Annotated in this window: 21 protein-coding genes and 1 tRNA gene; 9 read left to right on the plus strand and 13 right to left on the minus strand. The window is 75.3% G+C overall.

The features are described 5' to 3' along the window. The first annotated feature begins 86 nt into the window (after positions 1-86). On the plus strand, positions 87-317 hold the full coding sequence (locus IF30_RS0131470) for a hypothetical protein (RefSeq protein ID WP_030244798.1): 231 nt from the start codon (positions 87-89) through the stop codon (positions 315-317). A gap of 79 nt (positions 318-396) precedes the next feature. Here IF30_RS0131470 and IF30_RS0131475 read toward each other — a convergent pair whose 3' ends face one another. From IF30_RS0131475 to IF30_RS0131485, 3 genes are all read right to left on the minus strand, one after another. Beyond that, entirely contained in the window at positions 397-1,692 is a 1,296-nt protein-coding gene (locus tag IF30_RS0131475; RefSeq protein ID WP_030244800.1) for a PP2C family protein-serine/threonine phosphatase, read from the minus strand. 124 nt (positions 1,693-1,816) lie between these two features. Next, on the minus strand, positions 1,817-2,593 hold the full coding sequence (locus tag IF30_RS0131480; RefSeq protein WP_199807961.1) for a VC0807 family protein: 777 nt from the start codon (positions 2,591-2,593) through the stop codon (positions 1,817-1,819). A 48-nt stretch (positions 2,594-2,641) separates the two neighbouring features. Then, complete coding sequence (locus IF30_RS0131485) at positions 2,642-3,241, minus strand: TetR/AcrR family transcriptional regulator (RefSeq protein ID WP_030244804.1); 600 nt, start codon at positions 3,239-3,241, stop codon at positions 2,642-2,644. A 318-nt stretch (positions 3,242-3,559) separates the two neighbouring features. Here IF30_RS0131485 and IF30_RS0131490 point away from each other — a divergent pair, with 318 nt between their 5' ends. Beyond that, on the plus strand, positions 3,560-3,838 hold the full coding sequence (locus IF30_RS0131490; protein ID WP_051711650.1) for a hypothetical protein: 279 nt from the start codon (positions 3,560-3,562) through the stop codon (positions 3,836-3,838). A 119-nt stretch (positions 3,839-3,957) separates the two neighbouring features. Here IF30_RS0131490 and IF30_RS0131495 read toward each other — a convergent pair whose 3' ends face one another. Both IF30_RS0131495 and IF30_RS0131500 read right to left on the minus strand, forming a co-directional pair. Continuing rightward, positions 3,958-4,377 (minus strand): hypothetical protein, encoded by a 420-nt coding sequence (locus IF30_RS0131495; protein ID WP_051711652.1) that lies wholly within the window; start codon positions 4,375-4,377, stop codon positions 3,958-3,960. Positions 4,378-4,558: 181 nt separating this feature from the next. After that, positions 4,559-4,978 (minus strand): MarR family winged helix-turn-helix transcriptional regulator, encoded by a 420-nt coding sequence (locus IF30_RS0131500; protein ID WP_030244810.1) that lies wholly within the window; start codon positions 4,976-4,978, stop codon positions 4,559-4,561. A gap of 97 nt (positions 4,979-5,075) precedes the next feature. Between IF30_RS0131500 and IF30_RS0131505 the strand changes: the two genes are divergently transcribed. Further along, positions 5,076-5,897 carry an SDR family oxidoreductase gene (locus IF30_RS0131505; RefSeq protein ID WP_030244812.1) on the plus strand — a complete coding sequence of 274 codons (822 nt, stop codon included), beginning with the start codon at positions 5,076-5,078 and terminating at the stop codon, positions 5,895-5,897. Between the two features lie 389 nt (positions 5,898-6,286). Here IF30_RS0131505 and IF30_RS0131510 read toward each other — a convergent pair whose 3' ends face one another. Further along, positions 6,287-6,886, minus strand: a complete 600-nt coding sequence (locus IF30_RS0131510) for a dihydrofolate reductase family protein (RefSeq protein ID WP_030244814.1) — start codon at positions 6,884-6,886, stop codon at positions 6,287-6,289. A 242-nt stretch (positions 6,887-7,128) separates the two neighbouring features. Between IF30_RS0131510 and IF30_RS0131515 the strand changes: the two genes are divergently transcribed. Beyond that, positions 7,129-7,404, plus strand: coding sequence for a hypothetical protein (locus IF30_RS0131515; RefSeq protein WP_030244816.1), 276 nt, complete (start codon positions 7,129-7,131; stop codon positions 7,402-7,404). Between the two features lie 73 nt (positions 7,405-7,477). Here the strand turns inward: IF30_RS0131515 and IF30_RS0131520 are convergent, their stop codons facing one another. Beyond that, entirely contained in the window at positions 7,478-8,509 is a 1,032-nt protein-coding gene (locus tag IF30_RS0131520) for a glycosyltransferase family 2 protein (protein ID WP_030244819.1), read from the minus strand. A gap of 365 nt (positions 8,510-8,874) precedes the next feature. On the opposite strand from IF30_RS0131520, the gene IF30_RS0131525 reads away from it, so the two are divergent. The 4 genes from IF30_RS0131525 (at position 8,875) to IF30_RS0131540 (ending at position 13,067) form a co-directional block, all read left to right on the plus strand. Next, complete coding sequence (locus IF30_RS0131525) at positions 8,875-9,693, plus strand: methyltransferase domain-containing protein (protein ID WP_030244821.1); 819 nt, start codon at positions 8,875-8,877, stop codon at positions 9,691-9,693. 177 nt (positions 9,694-9,870) lie between these two features. Then, a complete protein-coding gene (locus IF30_RS42265) occupies positions 9,871-10,071 on the plus strand; it encodes a hypothetical protein (RefSeq protein WP_037901769.1) in 201 nt (66 codons plus the stop codon). Positions 10,072-10,229: 158 nt separating this feature from the next. Further along, positions 10,230-12,302 (plus strand): NAD-dependent DNA ligase LigA, encoded by a 2,073-nt coding sequence (gene ligA, locus IF30_RS0131535; protein ID WP_420791169.1) that lies wholly within the window; start codon positions 10,230-10,232, stop codon positions 12,300-12,302. 156 nt (positions 12,303-12,458) lie between these two features. Continuing rightward, positions 12,459-13,067: a DUF3592 domain-containing protein gene (locus tag IF30_RS0131540; RefSeq protein ID WP_158835622.1), complete on the plus strand. Its 609-nt coding sequence runs from the start codon at positions 12,459-12,461 to the stop codon at positions 13,065-13,067. A gap of 251 nt (positions 13,068-13,318) precedes the next feature. On the opposite strand, the gene IF30_RS0131545 is transcribed toward IF30_RS0131540, so the two are convergent. The 6 genes from IF30_RS0131545 to IF30_RS0131570 form a co-directional block, all read right to left on the minus strand. Further along, positions 13,319-13,390 (minus strand) — tRNA-Glu (locus tag IF30_RS0131545). A 114-nt stretch (positions 13,391-13,504) separates the two neighbouring features. Further along, positions 13,505-14,518 carry a DUF4232 domain-containing protein gene (locus tag IF30_RS0131550; RefSeq protein WP_078891859.1) on the minus strand — a complete coding sequence of 338 codons (1,014 nt, stop codon included), beginning with the start codon at positions 14,516-14,518 and terminating at the stop codon, positions 13,505-13,507. Positions 14,519-14,614: 96 nt separating this feature from the next. After that, complete coding sequence (locus IF30_RS0131555; protein ID WP_030244828.1) at positions 14,615-15,187, minus strand: NADPH-dependent FMN reductase; 573 nt, start codon at positions 15,185-15,187, stop codon at positions 14,615-14,617. A gap of 306 nt (positions 15,188-15,493) precedes the next feature. Beyond that, the gene (locus IF30_RS0131560) at positions 15,494-16,567 is read right to left on the minus strand and encodes an alpha/beta fold hydrolase (RefSeq protein WP_030244830.1); all 1,074 of its coding nucleotides are present in this window, start codon (positions 16,565-16,567) and stop codon (positions 15,494-15,496) included. A 268-nt stretch (positions 16,568-16,835) separates the two neighbouring features. After that, positions 16,836-17,060 (minus strand): translation initiation factor IF-1, encoded by a 225-nt coding sequence (infA, locus tag IF30_RS0131565; protein WP_030244832.1) that lies wholly within the window; start codon positions 17,058-17,060, stop codon positions 16,836-16,838. A gap of 100 nt (positions 17,061-17,160) precedes the next feature. Continuing rightward, positions 17,161-17,955 (minus strand): GNAT family N-acetyltransferase, encoded by a 795-nt coding sequence (locus tag IF30_RS0131570; RefSeq protein WP_030244834.1) that lies wholly within the window; start codon positions 17,953-17,955, stop codon positions 17,161-17,163. A gap of 465 nt (positions 17,956-18,420) precedes the next feature. On the opposite strand from IF30_RS0131570, the gene IF30_RS0131575 reads away from it, so the two are divergent. After that, positions 18,421-18,648: a hypothetical protein gene (locus tag IF30_RS0131575; RefSeq protein WP_030244836.1), complete on the plus strand. Its 228-nt coding sequence runs from the start codon at positions 18,421-18,423 to the stop codon at positions 18,646-18,648. The last annotated feature ends 52 nt before the right edge of the window (positions 18,649-18,700 follow it).

The raw sequence follows: 18,700 nt of genomic DNA on the forward strand, positions 1-18,700 counted from the left end.
CCCGCCCGCCGTCCGTTGCGGTGACGGGCGGGCGGGGCACCCGCTCGGCCTCCAGGCGCTGAAGCCACCGACGAGGGGAACAGGCCATGCCCACGCCCGACGACGAGACGCAGCCGGACGAACGCACCCGGGAGCGGTCCGCCGAGGAACGTTCGATCACGGCTCCCACCCCGGCCGACGTCCGGGCCAAGGCCGAGGCCAGGGCCAGGGCGACGGCGGGGCCGAAGGGCCGGGCCAAGGCCGGGCCCGGGGGCGGGACCGGGGCGGACGACGAGGAGGAGCCGGAGCCGCCGGCGGCGGACGCCGTGGCACCGTAGGAAGCCCCGCACCGACCCCGCCTCCCCCGACCCGCCCCGCACCCCCGCGCTCGGCGGCACCGCTGGGGCCGTCTCCGACTCACGGCCCACGCCGGTGCGGGTGCCACTCCGCCAGCAGGATCGTGGCGTCGTCGCGCAGCTGGTGGTCCTGGTGCGTGACCAGGGCGTGGATCAGGTGCCGCAGGGCCTCGGGGGCGGGCTCCCCGCCGGCCATGTGCTGGACGAGGGTGTCGGTCAGGCGGCGCTCGCCGAAGAGTTCACCGGAGGTCGAACGGGCCTCGGTGACCCCGTCCGTGTAGACCAGCACCCGGTCGCCGGGCTGCAGTCTGGCGTGGTGGACGGGTTGCGGCCCGTGCTCGTGGAAGCCGAGCCCGAGCGGGAGTTCGGCGCGTCGGCGCAGGGCGTCCGGGACGACCCGGCGGTCCCGGATGAGCAGCGGCGGCGGGTGGCCGCAGTTGACCCAGGACAGTTCGCCGGTGGCCGTGTCGAGGTCGGCGACCACCGCGGTCATCAGCCGGTCCGGGATCCACCGGGCCAGCGCGCGGTCGATGGTCCGGGTGATGTCGGCCAGGCCGCCGCCGGCCCGCCGGGTGGAGCGGCAGGCGGCCAGGGCGACCGAGCTGGCGCCGCCGGAGGCGAGGTCGTGGCCCATCGCGTCGAACACGGACACGTGCAGGCGCCCGCCCGCCATCGCGTGGTCGAAGGCGTCCCCGCCCACGTCGTAGGCCGGTTCCAGGACCGCGCTGGAGGTGACCTCGCGGGTGCCGATGGTGCGCGGCGGCAGGAAGGCCCACAGCAGTTCGGCCTGCAGGCTCATCGGCTCCCTGCGTCCGGCTTCGACGATGACGTCGCTGTACGCGCTCTTGGAGACCACCAGCAGGGCGACCAGGGGCGCCAGCGCCTCGAAGCTCTCGACGGTGCGGCCGTCCCGCGCGCCGCCTTCGATCCTCAGGGCGCCGATCCGCTCGACCCCGTCGACCAGCGGGAACCAGCCGACCGCGGGCGATCCGGAGGAGAGCTGGGTCTGCTGCAGCCGGTAGGCGCGGCCACCGAGTGTCCCCTCGATGTCCACCTGGCGGCCGGGGGCGCGGCCCGCGCCATCGTCCCGGCCCCCCGCCCCGGCCCCGCCCCCGCTCGCGGCCCCGTTCCCGGCCACGGCCTCGGTCTCGGCGCCGGCCTCGGCGCCGACCTCGGAGCCGGGCAGCGGGACGAGGTGGCGCTGCTGGACATCGGCCAGGAAGACCCGCGCGCCGTCGGCGCCCAGCCCTCGGGCCGCCTCCCGCACCAGGCCGGGCAGCTGCGCCGGCCCACTCGCCCGGGAGCAGGCCAGCAGCCGGGCCAGCACGCCGCCCAGCACCGCGTCGTCGCAGCTCACCGTCTCGTACCTCCCGTCGGATCGGCGCCTACCCAGTGACGGCCGATGCTGCACGCCCCGGCCGAAGGGGCCGGGGCGTTACGAGAGGGCCGGGGCGTTGCGGCCGGGCCGGGCGTTCGTGGTGTCAGACCTTCAGGCCGTGGCGGTTGACGTACCAGAAGTGGAAGCCGAACAGCCCGCCCAGCACCACCAGCCACTGCAGCGTGTTCACCAGCGGCACCAGGTCCACCGGCAGGGTCGAGGCCAGGACCACCCGGATCACGGCGTCCACGGCGAACCCGAGGCCCCAGACGGCGGTGAGCGTGCGCAGGTGGCGGCGGAAGACCGCGTCGTGGTCCCAGCGCCCCACCCACTCCTCGGCGCCCGCCTCGCCGAGCTTGGCGGCGACGATCGAACGCGCGGCCGTCAGCATGAACGGGCGCCGCGTCGCCAGGGTGCCCAGCACCCAGACCCCCAGGACTCCGAACACCCAGCTGTCGCGCACCAGCAGCACCCGCGGGCTGCCGCTGACCATCGACATCAGCGCCCCCACGACGATCATCAGCAGGGTGAAGGCCGGCAGCACCTCGACCCGGCGGCTGCGCACCATCCCGAGCACCAGCCACGGCGCCAGCAGCACGCTGCTGACCAGGAGCGCGGCCCACTGGCTGAGCCCCACGCCGTGCAGCACGTAGAACCCGCCGAGCGGCAGCGCCAGTTCGAAGACCAGCGACTTGGCGAGCGCCCGCTTGGCGGCGCGGGCCTTCTGGTCCTTGCCCGGCGCGGCGGCGACGGCCTGCGGACCGGTGTCCTGTCCCGTGTGCTGCGCGGTGTCCTGCGCGCTTTCCTGCGCATCTTCCTGCGCGGTGTCCTGTCCGGCCGGCTTGTTCACGATCTCCCCCATCACGCCCGTCCCTCCCATGACTTGCCTCTCCCTTGTCCTGTGCGGCCTGCTGATCCGGGTGCCGCGCTACGGTTCGGCGCGGGTGGCCCGGTCGAAGGTGTCCGCCAGTTCGCGGCCGGCCTCGGTGACGTCGAAGGTCGGGTCACCGACCCAGCGCATCACCACGGCGTCGATCGCCCCGCGCAGCGCGACCAGCATCAGACGGGGGTCGAACTCCCGGAACTCGCCCGCTTCCTGCGCCGCACGCACCGCCTGTTCCTGGAGCTCCATCGCCACCCGCATGGAGTCCTGGTAGCCCACGTTGGCCGGATCGTCCCCGCCGAGGTTGGGCAGCACCTCGATCAGCGCCTTCAGGTGCCGGGGGCAGACCGCGAGCAGTTCGACGTTGGACTCGATGAACGCCCGCAGCCGGGCGCGCCCGCCCTCGGCGGCACCGATCCGGGGCGTCATGAACGCGGCGGTCACCCGGGTCACTTCGGCGACGACCTCGTGCATCAGGTCGTCCTTGCCGGCGAAGTGGTACGAGATCATCCCGGTGCTGCTGAGCCCGGCCTGCTTGGCGATCCGGCTGAACGAGGCCTTCGCGTAGCCCAGTTCGGCGACCACTTCGATGGCGGCCTGCACGATCTGCGCCCGGCGCCCCGACTCGGTGAACGTCCGGCCCATGCCCACCCCTCCTCTTTGCCTTCGCAAGCAAGTTCTTGCTTGCCTGAGCAAGACTGTAGAGCAGTTTGCTCGCCTGAGCAAGAAATTGCCCGGACGAGCAAAATCGGGGAGGTCAGGGCTTCGGAGCGTTCGGCGGGCGGGCCCTCAGGCGCGGGGCCCGTGAGAGGGCGGCGAGGGGGGAGGGGGCGGAGGGGCCCTGCGTGGCGGCGGTGCATGTGCCGGGGCGGGCGGGGTAGGCGGGCGGTCGCGGCGGGACCTGGCCCGGCACCCCCCTCCCCCGGGCCGGGCCCGCCGCAACGGAACGGAACGGAGGAGAGCATGACCACGCAACCGATCCCGGCCGCGGCCCATGTCAACGGCCCTTCCCTGCTCGCCATCGGTGCCGCCCTGGTCATCGCCGTGCTGCTCATCGGCGCGTTCGCCTGGGGCAGCCACCGCATCACCCGCCGTCGGCCCCCGCGAACACGAACGGCCCAGGGCGCCGCAGGCGCACGCGCCGACTCCTGGCGCACCCCCGACGGCGACGGCCCGCGCGACCCCGGGCAGGCACCCCCCGACCGAGCCCCCGACGCTGCGCCCCACCGCCACCGCCGCTGAACGGGCGGCCCGCACACCACAGGCCGGGCGCCCGCGGAATCCCGCGGCCGCCCGGCCTGCGTGGCGCCCGGTGCGACGCGTGGTGCCGGGCGCCGGTGCCGGGCACTGGGCGCCGGGTGCTACGAAATCCGGTACCAGGCGGTCCAACTGCCGCTCGCGGCGCGGCTGCGGCCCCACAGGTGGCCGTCCGTGCCCTTCGCGCCGATCTCGAAGTTGCCGCCGCCCGTGTCGGTGGCGATGATGCCGATCCCGCCGACCATGTAGCCGCCCAGGGACGTCCAGGCGCTCTTCCTGCCGGACGTGTCGGTCCAGCGCGTCCACACGGCGTGGTCGGTGCCGATGACGAACACCTCTCGGCGGCCGTCCCGGAAGGCGTACTCCGCCATGCCGGGTTGGCCGAACTCGCCGCCGCACAGGTACTCGCCGCCCCAGACGGTGCTGGTGCAGTGCATCGGCTCCGCGACCGCACTGGCGGGCGCGGCGGTCAGCGCGACACCGGCGAGGGCGGCAGCGGCCACCGCCGTCTTGATCTTCTTCACGGGTACTCCCCACTCGGTACGGACCGAGGCCCGCCCGTTCACCGGGCGGCCCCCTCAGTCGAGGTGACGGCCGCTCGGAACCGGCGGGTTCATCCCCGCCGCCAGTCGGCTCGGGCCGGGGCGGCGCGGGCGCAGGGGCCGTGCGCAGGACGCGGAGGCCGGCCGGGGGCGGCCGCCGTCGTCACGCCTCCAGGAGCAGGTGCAGCAGGTCGCGCAGGCACTCGCGCTGGGGGGTGGTGAGGCGGGCCAGGGGTTCGGCGGCGAAGGGCATGCGGGCCCGCAGGTCGGCGGCGACGGTGCGCCCGGCCTCGGTGGCGGCGACGCGCTTGACGCGGCGGTCGCCCGGGTCGACGCTGCGCTCGACCAGGCCCCGGGACTCCAGGCGGTCGATGATCACGGTCACGTTGGACGGCTCGGCGTGGAGCCGTTCGGCGATGCGGCGCGTGGGCACCGGCTCCTCGGCGGCGAGCAGCGCCTTGGCCTGCAGCGGGGTCAGGTCGTGGGCTGCCGCGGCGGCCTCGGACTCCTGGGCGTAGCGGCGGTTGACGGCCGCGAAGAGTCCGACGATGTCGCGGCTGAGGTCATCCGTGGGGTGGGACATGGCGCTCAGGGTACCAAGTGCTTGACAAAGTGAAATGTCGGGGCACATAGTTATGCTCGACATTAGTTATGGAACATAAGTAAGTGGGGTCTTCGAGATGAGCGACAGGACCGTCCTGATCACCGGCACCTCCTCCGGCATCGGCCTGGCCACCGCCGTCGCCGCCGCGTGCGAGGGCTGGCACGTGATCGCCACCATGCGCGACACCGCGAAGGCCGGCGAATTGCTGGCGTCGGCACAGGAGGCCGGCGTCGCCGTGGACGTCCGGGTCCTGGACGTGACCGACCCGGCGTCGGTCGAGGCCTGCCTGGCCGGTGTCGACCGGCTGGACGCGCTGGTCAACAACGCCGGCGCCGGCCATGTCGGCACCCTGGAACAGGAGAGCGTCCAGGAGGTGCGCGCCGTCATGGAGGTCAACTTCTTCGGGGTCCTGAACGTCACCAAGGCCGCCCTGCCCCTGTTGCGGGCGAGCCGGGGCCGGGTGCTGACGGTGACCAGCGTCGGCGGTGTGATCGGCCAGCCGTTCAACGAGGCGTACTGCGCCGCCAAGTTCGCGGTCGAGGGCTTCATGGAATCCCTCGCACCGGTGGCGGCCACGGCCGGGGTGTCCGTCAGCGTCGTCGAACCGGGGGCGGTGGCCAGCGAGTTCGTCGCCAACGTGGGCATCGGGGACGACGCGCTGGAGCAGGCCGGACCGTACGCGCCGGCCCTGGCCGCCTACCTGGAGCGCACCCGCGGTGCCTTCGCCGCCGCCCAGGCGCCCCAGGAGGTGGCCGCCCGGATCGTGGAACTGCTCGCGGCCGAGCGGCCCGCCTTCCGGCTCCTCACCTCCGACACCGCCCGGGCCTTCGCCGGGACGAAGCTCAAGGACCTCGACGGTTCGGCCGTGCAGGCGATGACCGCCGGCTGGGTGGCCTGACCGGTCGGCCGTCCCCCTCGCGTGCCGGCGCCGCGAGGGCCGGCGCGACGGCGGCGGCCCGGCCCGCACGGGTTCGGGCGCGGCCGCTGGCGCGGGCGCTGACCGGGGCGTGGGTGCCGGTGTGGATACCGGTGCGGGTTCCGATGCGGGACATGGTGGGCTTCCTCCCTCGGCGGCCCCGGTGGCCGCCGTCCTGACGCCTCCGATCCTGGCCGGTGCACCCCCGTGCGAACCATGTGCCGATCGGCAGGAAAGTCGTTCACTCCCGGCGTTGTGCCCTGCCGATCGGCAGGGCCCCGGAGGCGAACGGGGGTCAGGCAGGCGGCAACGGCCGCCACGCCCGCGGGGGAGGTCGGGCCGGCCGGCTTCCCCCGCGGGCGCGCCGGGCGCTAGGCGGCGGCGCCGGGGCGGCGGTAGGTGGCCACGAGGACGCCCGTCTTGCCGACCGCCGTGGAGACCAGTTCGAGCGTGCGCTGCACGCCGTCCGCCGGGAAGACCGTCTTGCCGCCGCCGAGCAGCACGGGCATCACCATCAGCCGCAGTTCGTCCACCAGGTCCGCGGCGAGGAGGGAGCGGACGAGCGTCGGGCTGCCCATGACCAGCAGGTCGCCGCCGTCGGCGGCGCGCTGCTCGCGGGCCCAGCCGAGGGCCTCGGCCGCGGGGACGAGGGTGGAGTTCGCCCAGGTGAGGTCGGCCTGGGCGAGGGTGCCGGAGACCACGTACTTCCTGATGGAGTTCATCCGGTCGGCGAACGGGTCGTCGGTGCGCCCGGGCCAGGCGGCGGCCATCGACTGCCAGGTGCGGCGGCCGAAGAGGAGGGCGTCGGCGGTGCCCATCGTGCCGTCGATGAACGGGCCGAGGGTCTCCGGGTCGAAGAACGGGTGGGACCAGCCGCCGTGGGCGAAGCCGCCGTCGGTGTCCTCCTCGGGACCGCCGGGGGCCTGGACGACGCCGTCCAGGCTGATGAACTCGTTGACCGCGATGCGCATGGGGACTGCTCCTCGGGATGTTCGGGGTTGTGCGGTGAAGACCGGTGGGCCACCCCGGAATCATCGCCCGATCCGGTGTGATCCAGGCCACATCGACGCCGTTCGGCCGCTCCCCCGCCCACGCGGGCCGCGCGCCCGGGGTTCGGGTCGGCCCCGGCCCGGCGGCGCGGGGGCGGCGGCCGCGGCCGAACCGGCGTTCCGGGTGGTGATCACCATCGGCCCGGGCGCGGGAGAATGGGCGGGTGACCGGCAGTCAGCTCCCCCGAGGCATCACCGCCCTGATTCCCAGCGCTCCCGCCCCCGCCACGCCGGGCGAGCGGGCGGCGTCGCAGCTCCTCCACCTGCGCACCGCGCAGGTGCCCCTCCCGCTGCTGGCCGCGGCCGTGGAGCTGATCGCCCCGCAGTTGGAGAGCGAGGACCCGGTGACCCGCGAGGTGGCCGCCGACGTGCGGTCCCGCCTGCTCGCCGTCCTCGACGACGCCGTCCCGCGCGCCGCCTCCCGTCCGGGCACGGCCTGAGCCGGCGCGGCGGCGGACCGGCGCAGGCACGGCGCCGCCGCCGGGGCCGGCGGCCCTGCCGGGCCCGCGCCGGTCAGCCCCGGGCGGCCACCTGGCGGGTGCGGCGGGCGAGGCGGTGCAGGCGCTGGACGGCGACGAAGCGGTGCATCCGGTCGGCCAGCGTCAGGCCGTACTTGAGGCGCAGCTGGGTGTTCAGGCCGGTGAGCCGGTCGGGGCCGATGGCCCGGAGCAGCCGGCTGACGTGCTGCTGGTAGGCCTCGCGGTAGGCGCGGTCGCCGTCCGGGACGGACCAGAAGAACATCGGGATCTCCTCGACCAGGCAGTTGTGGTCGTAGGCGCGCAGGTGCTCGGCGAACACCGGCTCGGGGCGGGCGAGCAGCCACTCCCGGACCAGTTCCATCGAGCGGACCCGGTCGACCAGGCCGCGCGGGTCGGTCTTCTTCTGGGTGATGGACAGTGCGCCGTCCTCGCGGACCCGCCAGTGGTAGATCGGGTCGGCGAGGACGTCGACCCGCTCGGCGAGGAAGTGGTGGGGCACGCTGACGGGGGCGTCCTCGTACAGGATGCCCTCGGGGTAGAGGATGCCCGCGGTGTCGAAGAAGGAGCGCCGGTAGACCTTGTTCCAGGCGGTGCGGTCGGTGACCAGGGCGGGCAGTTCGCTGACGTGGGTGCGCAGCCGGGTCTCGCGGAACGGGCGGCGGTGGGCGTGCGAGGGGGTGAGGCCGGTGGTGCGCAGGCGCATCGCGTTGCCGGTGGCGAAGTCGGAGCCGGTCTCGTCCAGCGTGCGGATCATCAGCTCGTACGCGTGCGGCGGCAGGGTGTCGTCGCTGTCGACGAAGGCCAGGTACTCGGTGCCGGGGGTGAGGTGGCGCCAGCCGGTGTTGCGGGCGGCGCCGAGGCCCTTGTTCTCCTGCCGGACCAGGCGGAAGCGCTGGTCCCGGTCGGTGCAGGCCTTGGCGATGGCGGGGCCGTCGTCGGTCGAGCCGTCGTCGACCAGGACGCATTCGAAGTCCTCGAAGGTCTGGGCCGCGATCGAGTCCAGGCACTCCTGGAGGTAGCGCTCGACGTTGTGGATCGGGACGACGACGGACAGGCGGGGGGCCATCGGGCGGCCTTTCGCTCAGGAGCGGACGGGCCGGCCGGGCCGGGCGGGTACGCACCGCCGACGGCCGATCACCGGCAGTGGCCCGAATGTAGGGACTGCACAAGACTATTGGTCGAACGGACGGTGTCTTCCGACCTGCCGGCCGGTGGAGCGGACGTGTCCGGGGTCGATCCGGCGCGAAAACGGCAGACCGGACCCCGGGCCGGTGCGGGCCGGACCGGGCCGGGCCGGACACCGGCTGTGCGGGGGCCGCACGTGGGCGGCCCTGCGTGCGGGCACATGACGGATGATCGCCTACCGGAACACCCACCGCCTCGGCGGCGGTCCGGCCCCCCGGGGCCGCCCGACGACTTACGGAGAGCCCGATGACCACCCCCCGCCCCACCTCGGCCTTCCACGCGGCCAACACCGACCCCGCGGTCACCGAGCGGCTGACCGCCGCCCTGGACGTCCAGGCCGCCAACGCCGGGGTGCGGCGGTTGCGCGCGTGGGCGCACGACCGCCTCGCCGCGCGCCCCGGTGAGCGGGCGCTGGACGTCGGTTCCGGCACCGGCTCGGAGACCCGGGTGCTGGCGGCGGCCGTCGCCCCGGGCGGCACCGCGACCGGCCTCGAACCCAACGCCGGGCTGCGCGCCGTCGCCGAGCGGCGCGCCGCCGAGGCCGGCAGCCCGGCCCGCTTCCTGGACGGCGACGCGCTCGCACTGCCGCTGCCCGACGCCGACGCGGACGTGGTCTGGTGCGAGCGCGTCCTGCAGCACCTGACCGATCCGGCCCGGGCCGTCGCCGAGATCGCCCGGGTGCTGCGCCCGGGCGGGCGGGTCGCCCTGCTCGACACCGACTGGGCCACCTTCGTCCTCCACCCGGCCGCCCCGGAGATCCGCCCCGCGCTGGCCGCCGTCACCCAGGCCACCGCCGCCACCCCGGACGCCGGGCGGCGCCTGGCGGGCTGGCTGGCCGATGCGGGTCTGGCCGTCGACGAGCTCGGCTCCGACGTCCTCCTGCACGACCCGCGGACCGTGAGCGAGCCGATCGTGCGCGGGCTCGGCGCGGCGGCCCTGCGGCGGGGTCTGCTCACCGAGGAGCAGTGCGACCGGCTCTACGCCGACCTCGAGGCCGCCGCCGGACGGGGCGCCTTCCACCTGTCGGTGACGATGTTCGCCGTCATCGCCCACCGGCCCCGCTGACGCCCCGCTCCCCTCCCCGGCCGTCCTCCGGGGGAAGCGGGGGCACGCACGGAACGGACAGGTGGCCGATTCACCCGGATGGAGTAGTTTTGTCGTGCTCCGCCCGCCGTACTCTCGCTTCCGGCAGACCATCGAAGGACCGTGCGTGCGGGCCACCCAGGCGATGAGGTGATGGACATGCAGCAACCGTTGAGCGGAGACATGCCGGAGTCGGCTTCCGAAGTCCAGCGACAGCTCTACACCGGATCGGAGCGCCCCTTCGACCCGGAGGACCTCGTGATGGCGTCGGGCCGCGACGTCACCCCCAGCCGCCTCTCCTGGGCGAGGCAGCAGATCGAGCAGAAGGGCGCCGCGGCCCTGGAGCGCTACCTCCCCTGACCCGAGCCCACCCCGCCCGGAGGACCCGGCCCCCGCCGGGCCCCGGGCGGGCCCCGCCAGGAGCTGCGCGGGCCCCGGCGGGGGCGGCGCGGGGGCGGCGCCGGATGGCACACCCGTGCCCCGGTCGACTGTCAGTGCCGGTGGCGATGATGCTGCCCATGAACGACGCCGCTCTGCTCACCCCCGGCGACTACGCCGACGCCGTCACGGCCGCCGTCCGGGCCTCCGCCGCCTACTACACCGACGGGGGCACCCCGCTCGGCGACGACGAGTACGACGCCCTGCTGCGCGCCATCGCGGCCTACGAGGAGGCGCACCCGGGCGAGGCGCTGCCGGACTCCCCGACCGGGAAGGTCGCCGGCGGCGCGGTCGAGGGCGACGTGCCGCACAGCGTGCCGATGCTGTCGCTGGACAACGTCTTCTCGGCCGAGGAGCTCGCGGAGTGGGCGGCCGGGCTGGAGCGGCGGCTGGGCCGACCGGTGGCCGCCTGGTGCGTGGAGCCGAAGCTGGACGGCCTGGCGGTGGCCGCCCGCTACCGCGCCGGGCGCCTGCAGCGGCTGATCACCCGCGGTGACGGCCTCGCCGGCGAGGACATCAGCCACGCCGCGGACGCCGTGCTGGGCCTGCCCGCCGCGCTCGCCGAGCCCGTGGACGTCGAGCTGCGCGGTGAAGTCCTGCTCACCCGCGAGCAGTTCGAGCACGCCAACGAGGTGCGCACCGCCCACGGTGCCGTCCCCTTCGCCAATCCGCGCAACGGCGCCGCCGGCACCCTGCGCGCCAAGGACCGCCCGTACCGCGTCGAGCTGACCTTCTTCGGCTACGACGCCGTGGGGCTCGACGACGACCTGCCCCACAGCGCCCTCCTGGAGCGCCTGGCCGCCCTGGGGGCCAACACCGCCGCCGCCACGGCCGCCCGCCCGCTGCGCTGCGCCACGCTGGCGGAGGCCCAGCAGCGCATCGAGGAGATCGCCGCGCTGCGCCCGGCCCTGCCGTTCGGCATCGACGGTGTCGTGGTCAAGGCGGACTCCGCCGCCGACCAGCGGGACGCCGGGTCCGGCTCGCGCGCGCCGCGCTGGGCGGTGGCCCGCAAGCTCGCCGCCGAGCACAAGGTCACCCGGCTGCTCGACGTCGAGTGGAACGTCGGGCGCACCGGCATCATCGCCCCGCGCGCGGTCCTCGAACCCGTCGTCATCGACGGCGTCACCGTCACCTACGCCACCCTGCACAACCCCGCCGACATCACCCGGCGCGGCCTGATGCTCGGCGACCAGGTGTTCGTGTACCGCGCCGGCGACGTCATCCCGCGCGTCGAGGCCCCGCTCGTCGACGAGCGCACCGGCGACGAACGGCCCATCGTCTTCCCCGGGTCCTGCCCCCGCTGCGGCGACGCCATCGACACCACCGAGCAGCGCTGGCGCTGCGCCCGGGGCCGCAACTGCCAGGCCGTCGCCTCGGTGATCTACGCGGCGGGCCGCGACCAGCTCGACATCGAGGGCCTGGGCGGCACCCGCGCCGTCCAGCTGGTCGAAGCCGGGCTGGTCACCGACCTCGCCGACCTGTTCTCCCTCACCCGTGAGCAGCTGCTGGCCCTGGAGCGGATGGGCGACACCAGCACCGACAACCTGCTCGCCGCGATCGAGACCGCCCGCAGCCGTCCGCTCAACCGGGTCTTCTGCGCGCTCGGTGTGCGCGGCACCGGGCGCACCATGTCGCGCCGCATCGCCGCGCACTTCGGGTCGATGGCCGCGATCCGTGCCGCCGACGCCGACACCCTGGCGGCGGTGGACGGCATCGGCGCGGAGAAGGCCCGGGTCATCGTCGCCGAACTCGCCGAACTGGCACCGCTCCTGGACCGGCTCGCGGCCCGCGGCGTGGGCACCACCGTCACCGCGCCCCGGGCCCCCGCCACGGCGGGCGCCCGGGCCGACGGCGACGCGCCGCGGGCGGAGGCGGCCCCAGCCGCAGCCGCGGCCGGGCCGCTCGCGGGCGAGGCCGTCGTCGTCACCGGCAGCATGACCGGCCCGCTGGCCGCGCTGTCCCGCAACGAGATGAACGAGCTGATCGAGCGCGCCGGCGGCAAGGCGTCCTCGTCCGTCTCCAAGCGCACCACCCTGCTCGTCGCCGGCGAGAAGGCCGGCTCCAAGCGGGCCAGGGCCGAGGAGCTGGGCGTCCGGATCGTCACCCCCGACGACTTCGCCGTCCTCGTCGCCGACCACCTGCCCGAGGTCTGACCCGTCCGACGCCAGGGGCCCGCGCCCGGGGGCGGCGGAACCTCGGCGGCGGCGCCCCCGGGGGAACCGGCGGCGCCCCGGGGAACCGCGGGGAGTCGATCACCGTCTCCCTGACGATGGCTCAGGTGCGGGCAGGCAGTTCCACGGGGGGTGGACATGTCGGGTGACAAGGTCGTCTGGTCGGTGCTCGGCTTCGTCGGGGCGGCCGCGGGGGTGGCCGTCCTGGTCGGTGTGGTGCTCAGGACGCGGCTGCGGGCGCGGACCCTGGCGCGGGGGCTGACGGCGTGGGCCGAGTGCCTGGAGACCTACGTCGCGGTGGAGACGAGGGGGGCGGGGACCGAGCGGCGCACCTTCACCGAGCGGCACGTGATCCTCGGGTTCCGCACCCCGGACGGCCTGGACGTCCGGTTCCGCGACAGGTCGGGTGTGCCCCGCGTGGTGGGCGACCGGGTACGGGTGCGCTACCTGCCCGAGCGGCCCCAGGGGACGGTGACGCCCGCCGACCGGCACCCGTCCGGGCTCACCCCCGGGCTGGTCGCGGGCGCCGTCTGTGCCCTGGTGGTCGTCGGCGTCGGCGTGGCCTGCGCCGTCCTCGGCCTCCAGGGCCCGACCGGGGAGGCGGGCGGCGCCACCACGCCGACGCCGCTGACCTCCAGCCGCCCGGGGTGGGGGCCCGGCGGCAAGCCCACCTCCTTCGTCTGCACCGACGACGACGGCCCGCACTGCATCGACGACAAGATCGCCAGCCTGTTCCCCCGGCACTGAAAGCCCCGCGACGGGCCCGACGGGTGACGCTCGCCCGGGTCGGCGGGCGGCGCGACGGTGCGCGGATGCCCGCGTGCCGATACTGCGAGCTTGGAACCCACCCGCAGGCCTTCCCCTGCCGGGTGTCGCCGCCGTCCTGCGGGTGTCGCCGCGGCGGGAAACGGGGCGGAGGTCCCCTGACGGGGCGCCGGCCGCTCGGCCCGGACACGCCGCAGGGGCGGAAGTCGACTACGACTTCCGCCCCTGCGAGTTGGAGCGCCGGGCCCGAATCGAACGAACCCCTCCCACTGAAAGTGGGCGTGCTACCGCTGCACCACCGACGCCTGCTCCGGCTGGTCCGGACCGCTTTCGCGTTCCCGTCCTGCCGACAGGAAGAACGTACCAGTCCATGATCGGAAAGAGGAAATCGGCGGCCGCCCGCCCCGGGTGCCACGGCATCAGCCGCCCGTGGCCGGCGGCCTGGTGGCGGGCGGCCGCCCGTCGCCGTCCTCCCTGGTCCAGGCGCCGACGCCGAGGCGCCCGGTGGTGCCGAGGTCGAGTTCGGGGGTGACCGTCACGGGGGCCGCGCCCGCAGTGGCGCGGACCCGGACGTAGGGGACGTCCAGCGGGGTGCCGGCCTCGGTGGTGTTGCGCCACACCAGGGTGGCGCGGGCTCCCTCGCCCGGGCGCAGCGCGATCTCCTGCGGCGGGTCGTCCGCGCCGGTGCCGGTGGCGATCGCGGCGCCGCCGGGCAGCAGCCGTACCCCGTCGACGGGCCGGCGGTCCGGGTCGAGCAGTTGCAGCGTCGGGTAGCCGTCGAGGGCGACCGTGGCCGTCCCGCAGTTGCGCAGGTGCAGGCCGACCACCCGCAGGCCCATCGCGGCGTCGCCCTGGTCCGCGTACAGCCGCAGGCCGGAGGCCGGGCAGGGGCCGCCGGGCTGCGGGGCCTCGGCGGTGGGCACGCTGCGGACCTTGACGATCTTCACCTGGGGTGCGGTGCCCGGTCGGGCGGGGCCGGGCCCGGACAGGTCGAGCCTGCCTTCGGCGGTGGCGCCGGGGGCGAGCGCCGTGGTGGTCCGCGAGATGGTCGCGGTTCCGCCCGGGTCCGGCGCGGAGAGGCGGAAGTCCACCGTGACGTCGAACGGTTCGGTGCCCGGGTTGGTCACCTCGTACTCCGCGCAGGCCGGGCCGACGGCGGTGATCCGTACGCCGCCCTGCGCGGGGCCGTCCGGCTGGCGCCCGCTGCCGGGCGCCGGGGCCGGCGGCGCCCCGCACGGCCCGGTGCCGCCGGCGGGCCCCGCCGATCCGGCCTGCCCCGCGGACCCGGCGGGCCCGGTCGCCGGGGATCCGCAGCCGGCGAGCAGGGCGGCGGCGAGCGCGGCGAGCGTGACGGCGGCGGCGGCGGTGGCCGTGGCGGGAGGTGCGGGCCGACGGGCCGTCAGCCGACGGGGTGACTGTTCGAACTGGCGCATCGGCCGAGTCGATCACGCTCCGCGCCCGAACGGCTGTGAGCCGGGTCACGGCCCCTGCAACAGCCCTGCCGTGGTCCGGTCCCGCGGGCGCCGAGGTCAGGCGCGGGCGGCGTCGATCTTGCCCTGCAGGGCGGTGAGCAGGTCCTTCAGGATGCCGATGGTGACCTCGTCGGCCAGTTCGCCCTCGGCGTCGAAGCGCTCGTGCGAGCGGAAGGCGACCAGTTCGGGCTTGACTACGACGTCGCTGTCGGTCCAGACGAAGACCTGGCGCAGCGCCAGCTGGGCGCGCACGGAGCCGAAGTTGGTGGGCGCGGCGCCCATGATCGCGGTGGGCTTGCGGTGCAGCGGCAGGCCCTCGCTCTTGCTCCAGTCGGTGCTCAGCCAGTCCAGGGCGTTCTTCAGCACGCCGGGGATCGAGTAGTTGAACTCCGGGGTGGCGATCAGCAGGCCGTCGGCGTCGAGCACCTTGCGGCGCAGTTCCTCGACGACGGCGGGGCGCACGCCCGGGTGGTCGAGGTCGTAGTCGTAGGGCGGGATCTCGCGCAGGCCGTCGTAGATCTCGATCTCCATGCCGGTCGGGTTGAGCGTCCGGGCGGCGCGCAGCAGGGCGGTGTTGTGCGAGTCGGCGCGCAGCGAGCCGGAGATGGCGAAGACCTTGGCGGGGCTCATGGCGGTTGCTCCTTGCGGCGGTGTGTGGGTGCGGCTGTTCGGGTTCGCCGTTCGCGGCGTCTCGACACGAGGAATCTAAACGGATCGGTTCAGTTAGTCAACCAGACAGTTCAGTCTTGGATGTGAACCGGATCGTCTAGGGCGGTCCCCCGGGACGGACGGGGGCCTGACGCCGGGCGGGCCGCCGCCGCCCTCCCCGGGGCAGCGGCCCGCCGGTCGCGGCCTTCCCGGAGCAGGACCGGCCCGGCGCCCGCCCGGGCCGAGCCCAGCCGTCCGGGCCGGGCCAGCCGGGGGGCCTGGGGGCCGTCAGAGGCGGTCCGCGTCCAGGACGGCCTGGACGAAGGCGGCGGGCGCCTCCTGGGGCAGGTTGTGGCCGACGTCCGCGAGGGTGCGGTGGAGGTAGGGGCCGGTGAAGTACTGCCGGTAGGCGGAGCCGTCGCCGGGGGCGGTGAAGGGGTCGCGGCCGGGGTCGAGGGTGACGGTGGGCACGGCGATGCGGGGCCGGGCCGCGAGCCGCTGCTCCACGCGGTCGTAGCGGCGCTCGCCGTCGGCCAGGCCCAGGCGCCAGCGGTAGTTGTGGACGACGATCGCCGGGTAGTCGGGGTTGTCGAAGGCGGCGGCGGTGCGGGCGAAGACCGCGTCGTCGAAGGCCCAGGTCGGGGAGACCGTCTCCCACACCAGCCGGCACAGCTCGCGCCGCTTGTCCCGGTCCTCCATGGCGCGGCGGCCGCGCTCGGTGGCGAAGTAGAACTGGTACCACCAGGTGTGCTCGGCGGCCGGCGCCAGCGGCTCCCGCTGCTTCTCGACGTCGGTGACGAGGTACCCGCTGACCGACACCAGCGCCTTGACCCGCTCGGGCCACAGCGCGGCGACGATGTCGGCGGTGCGCGAGCCCCAGTCGAAGCCGGCCAGCACGGCCCGCCCGATCCCCAGCGCGTCCATCAGGGCGACGACGTCCAGGGCGACGGCCGCCTGCTGCGCGTTGCGGGGCGTGCGGGCGGACAGGAAGCGCGTCGTGCCGTGTCCGCGCAGGTAGGGGACGATGACGCGGTAGCCCTGGGCGGCGAGCAGCGGGGCGGCGTCGACGTAGCTGTGGATGTCGTACGGCCAGCCGTGCAGGCAGATGACGGCGGGGCCGTCCGCCGGCCCGTCCTCGGCGTAGCCGACGTCCAGGAGTCCGGCGCGGACCTGGGCCTGCCGGGCGAAGCCGGTGCGCCCGGCCGGGGTTGCGCCCGGCGCGACCTCCGGTGCCGGAGCCGCCGGGGCCGGGGCTGGGGGCGCGGGGGCGGCCTGCGCGGACTGGGGCAGGGCGGCCAGGGACAGGGCGGTCGTGCCCGCCCCGAATCCGACGGCCTTGGCGAAGGTGCGCCTGTCGATCATGCTGGTTCCTCCGTGGTGCTGTGGCGTCGGCCGGTGCCGGGGACCGGCGGCCGGCACCACCCACTGTGGTCCGCGGAACGGTCCGGCACATCAGTCACTTGACGCTCAGTCACCGAGGCGGGCTACTGCACCGCGCCGCCGCCGGTCGGGGGCCGGAGGCGTTCGACCGGCGGCGGCGCCCGAAGCCCCGCCGCCCCGCCCCGCCCTCCTGTCGGGGGCGGTGGCGGGGCGGCGGGGCTTCGGGGCGGTACCGGGCGGCGGGAACGCGCTATGACCGGTAGCGGTAGCGGATCCGGCCGCGGGTGAGGTCGTAGGGGCTGAGCTCCACGAGCACCCGGTCGTGCGGGAGGATCTTGATGTGGTTCTTGCGGACCTTGCCGCTGATGTGGGCGAGCACGATGTGCCCGTTGGGGAGTTCCACCTTGAACGTGGCATTGCGCATGCACTCGGTGACGGTGCCTTCGACTTCGATGCCGTCTGCGGTCTTGGCCATGGCTCTCACCTCTTTCTCTCGGGGGTCGGTGCGGTCTTCGGGGACTGCGGGGCGGGAAGTGCGGGGTGGGGACTGCGGGTCGGGATTGCGTGGCGGGGCGTCAGCGGCGGACGAGTTCCAGGGTGCTGCCCGTACGGCGGGCGCCGATGCCCTCGAAGAGGGCGGTGGCGGCCGTGTTGGACTCCGTCACCTCGGCCCAGGCCGCAGCGGTGCCGCAGCGGTGCAGCCCGTCCAGGGCGTGGGCCAGCAGGGCCCGGGCGATGCCGCGGCGCTGCCGGTCGGCCCGGACGGCGAGCAGGCCGATCCGGGGGCGGGTCGGCGGGGCCACCCGCACCAGCCCCACGTAGTGGCCGTCCTGCCGCGCCACCGCGTACCGGGAGGGGTCGAGCACGGTGGTGCCCGCCGGGCGCGGCAGCACCTGGGCCGGCATGGACGACCAGCCGGGGCCGGCCTCGACCTCCTCGCGGATGACGAGGTCCAGGGCGCGCAGCGGGCCCTCCTGCGCCTCGCCGGCGGGCACGATGGTCACGCCCGCCGGGGGCCGTACCGTGCCGAGGCCGGTGGTCTGCGGGTCGGTGGGCACGAGGTAGCACCGTTCGCGGCGTACGGCCGTGAAGCCGGTGCGCTGCCAGGCGGCCGTCGTGTCGTGGTCGGCCTCGTCGGTGAGGGTGTGCAGCGGTTCGGGCAGGTCGGCCGAGATCGCGGCGGCGATGCGGGCGAAGGCCTCGCCGTGCCACGCGTCGACGCTGACGAAGAGTCGCCCGTCGGGGCGGCGTGAGGCGTCGCCGGTGCCGACCACGAGGTCGTCCTGCACGGCGTGCCACCGGGTGTCCGAGATCCGGGTGACCACGAGTGCGTGGCCGTCGGCGCCCGGGATGGGATGCGGAGCGGTCATGGTGTCGTCCTTGGGGAGTGCCTGGTCTGAGGCGCTCCCTGGCGACACCTACGTCACCCGCCCACCGTGACGGAAAGGGGGAGCACCCATACGGATACGGCCTTCATGGGTCTCACCTCCTCGCGTTCTTGCACGGCTGCGCAGACGGTAGCAGCCGGTGGTGTGCCCGGCCAACCGATATACGGCCGCGCCGGTCGCCGGTCCCCGGCCCCCAGGCGGGCGGCGCCGGCGGGCGGCGGCAGCCGGGGCTGTCCGCAGGGTGAGACGCCCCGTCCCACGCCGGCGGGTTTCTGCCAGCATTCCGGGCATGCAGCAGCAGCTGATTACCAGCGGCGGCGTGCCGGCACCGCGCCGGGAGGAGTGACCCTCCCCGGCCCCCGCCCGCACGCAGACCTCTCGCGCTCCGCGAGGGGTCTTTCTGCTTTTCCGGCCCCGCCAGTCCCCTCCACAGACAGGACCGCCGCCATGGAACACACCCGGCTCACCGTCACCCTGCACCCCACCGCCGGGACGCTCGCCCGCCTCGCCTCCACCCTCAACAACCACCGGGTCCTGGACCTCGCCTTCAGCGCCGGAGCGGCGGCCCCGGCCAGGGCCGTCGTGCGGGTTCCGCAGCCCGAGGCCGTCCGCGTCCAGCAGAAGCTGCGCCGACTGGTCGACGTGATCGACGTGGCCCTGGAGCCGGCCGGGTGACGACGGCGCGGACGACGGCGCGTCCGAGGTGCGGCGGGCGCTGGTTGCGCCG

The sequence above is a fragment of the Streptomyces sp. NRRL S-350 genome (assembly GCF_000719705.1).
GTDB lineage: Bacteria > Actinomycetota > Actinomycetes > Streptomycetales > Streptomycetaceae > Kitasatospora.

What these genes read in the sequence shown, in the direction of transcription:
- infA (WP_030244832.1), bottom strand. Translation starts at nt 17,060, where the DNA reads ATGGCCAAGACCGCAGACGGCATCGAAGTCGAAGGCACCGTCACCGAG.
- IF30_RS0131480 (WP_199807961.1), bottom strand. Translation starts at nt 2,593, where the DNA reads ATGGGAGGGACGGGCGTGATGGGGGAGATCGTGAACAAGCCGGCCGGA.
- IF30_RS0131470 (WP_030244798.1), top strand. Translation starts at nt 87, where the DNA reads ATGCCCACGCCCGACGACGAGACGCAGCCGGACGAACGCACCCGGGAG.
- IF30_RS0131575 (WP_030244836.1), top strand. Translation starts at nt 18,421, where the DNA reads ATGGAACACACCCGGCTCACCGTCACCCTGCACCCCACCGCCGGGACG.
- IF30_RS42265 (WP_037901769.1), top strand. Translation starts at nt 9,871, where the DNA reads ATGCAGCAACCGTTGAGCGGAGACATGCCGGAGTCGGCTTCCGAAGTC.
- ligA (WP_420791169.1), top strand. Translation starts at nt 10,230, where the DNA reads ATGAACGACGCCGCTCTGCTCACCCCCGGCGACTACGCCGACGCCGTC.
- IF30_RS0131505 (WP_030244812.1), top strand. Translation starts at nt 5,076, where the DNA reads ATGAGCGACAGGACCGTCCTGATCACCGGCACCTCCTCCGGCATCGGC.
- IF30_RS0131550 (WP_078891859.1), bottom strand. Translation starts at nt 14,518, where the DNA reads ATGCGCCAGTTCGAACAGTCACCCCGTCGGCTGACGGCCCGTCGGCCC.
- IF30_RS0131500 (WP_030244810.1), bottom strand. Translation starts at nt 4,978, where the DNA reads ATGTCCCACCCCACGGATGACCTCAGCCGCGACATCGTCGGACTCTTC.
- IF30_RS0131525 (WP_030244821.1), top strand. Translation starts at nt 8,875, where the DNA reads ATGACCACCCCCCGCCCCACCTCGGCCTTCCACGCGGCCAACACCGAC.
- IF30_RS0131490 (WP_051711650.1), top strand. Translation starts at nt 3,560, where the DNA reads ATGACCACGCAACCGATCCCGGCCGCGGCCCATGTCAACGGCCCTTCC.
- IF30_RS0131570 (WP_030244834.1), bottom strand. Translation starts at nt 17,955, where the DNA reads ATGACCGCTCCGCATCCCATCCCGGGCGCCGACGGCCACGCACTCGTG.
- IF30_RS0131510 (WP_030244814.1), bottom strand. Translation starts at nt 6,886, where the DNA reads ATGCGCATCGCGGTCAACGAGTTCATCAGCCTGGACGGCGTCGTCCAG.
- IF30_RS0131540 (WP_158835622.1), top strand. Translation starts at nt 12,459, where the DNA reads ATGTCGGGTGACAAGGTCGTCTGGTCGGTGCTCGGCTTCGTCGGGGCG.
- IF30_RS0131555 (WP_030244828.1), bottom strand. Translation starts at nt 15,187, where the DNA reads ATGAGCCCCGCCAAGGTCTTCGCCATCTCCGGCTCGCTGCGCGCCGAC.
- IF30_RS0131560 (WP_030244830.1), bottom strand. Translation starts at nt 16,567, where the DNA reads ATGATCGACAGGCGCACCTTCGCCAAGGCCGTCGGATTCGGGGCGGGC.
- IF30_RS0131485 (WP_030244804.1), bottom strand. Translation starts at nt 3,241, where the DNA reads ATGGGCCGGACGTTCACCGAGTCGGGGCGCCGGGCGCAGATCGTGCAG.
- IF30_RS0131520 (WP_030244819.1), bottom strand. Translation starts at nt 8,509, where the DNA reads ATGGCCCCCCGCCTGTCCGTCGTCGTCCCGATCCACAACGTCGAGCGC.